Source organism: Phyllobacterium sp., assembly GCF_037994425.1.
In the GTDB taxonomy this organism is placed as follows: domain Bacteria; phylum Pseudomonadota; class Alphaproteobacteria; order Rhizobiales; family Rhizobiaceae; genus Phyllobacterium.
Window position 1 is genome coordinate 1 of sequence record NZ_JBBNAM010000173.1, and the last position, 1,289, is coordinate 1,289.

Annotated in this window: 1 protein-coding gene and 1 pseudogene; both read right to left on the reverse strand. The window is 60.4% G+C overall.

The window, feature by feature from the left end; genetic code table 11:
- A partial coding sequence (locus tag AAAB35_RS12820) for a Tad domain-containing protein (protein ID WP_340668666.1) occupies positions 1-1,079 on the reverse strand: 1,079 nt, incomplete at its 3' end.
- 22 nt (positions 1,080-1,101) lie between these two features.
- A pseudogene (locus AAAB35_RS12825) lies at positions 1,102-1,289 on the reverse strand (pilus assembly protein); the annotation flags it as partial.

The following is a 1,289-nucleotide window of genomic DNA, read 5'->3' on the forward strand; positions in this document are numbered from 1 at the left end:
GAGGACATGGTGTTCTCACCGTCGGTCATGATGACTGCCGCCTTGTTCATGTTCTTCGAGTAGTAGTCGAGAGGCAGATTGTAGGTCGACATGTCGCCGCCCCAGAGGCCACGCCATTTGGGAGACAGCATCCGCCAGCCCCACACGGCCCCGAAGTTGATGTGGGTATTGCCCACCGCCTTCATCGCCGCGATGGCGGCAACGACCGTCGCTTTCTTGGGGGTCAGGCGCGTCACCTCGGCGGGGCAGTTCTTGTTGGGACCGAGGGAGGTGGTGAGAGGGTCGGAGTATTTACCCTTTCTGATCCAGTTGTTATCCGAGCCGTCTGGCCAATAGTAGGGCGTGATCGGCTTGCTGGAGGGAACCGCGTCAGAAATGTCGTCGGCCTTTACGGCCTGCGCCTCGACGCAGCCACCCCATGAGCCACCCGTTGATGTCGATCCCCAATCGAGCGCGGCGATGGAGCCCGATTTCATCCAGCCGGCATGGCTCGTGCCGACATTGACCGACTGCGAGAACGGAACGATCCCCACATAGAGGTTCTCGGCAACTGCGTCGTTGCCGTATAGGATGTTCACCAGCGTATTGGCCGCAGACTTGAGGCTCTCGAGCGGCGTTCCGGACATCGAGCCGGTGTTGTCGAGAACAAGTGCCAGTTCAAGGCCATTGGTCGATCGTTCGATGATACTTTCTGCGCTGGTGCTGATCGTCTGGACGCCGAGGATTTTCATCAACGTCGCGGGAGCGCTGGCCGATGCCTTGACGGTCAGTGTCTTGTTGTCCGAGCTGATAGTCCAGGTCAGGCTGTCGAGTGTCCCGCCAATCTCCCCATCGTTGAAATTGGCGACCGCAAACTTTCGCAGTTCCACGTCGATGGTGGCGGTGTCCAGCTTGGCGACGGTGGAAAGGGCGCCGGCGTCGATGGCGCGCTGAAGGCTCGAATGGAGAAGCATCAGGCGGGCTGCGTCGATGCCGAACCCCGTTGCCCCGATCAGCGCCAGGCTGACGATGCCGACGAATGGGAGGACGGCACCTTCCTCGGCCTTGCGGAAGCGGGAGATCATGGACATCAACGACATTGGATCATCCTTTCCTTGTGGACTAGCAACCGGGCGCGCTCGTGAGGCTGCCGAGACGGGGACGGAAGACCGCCGTCTTGTAGAGCTGCCTCTCGACCGGCGTAAAATTGGGAAATAGCGGGGTGTATTGATAGAAGACCTCGGCGACGATCACATTGTCGGTCGCATCGAGGGTGAGGTTGCCCGGAAGTGTGGCGGCCTTGGTGACGA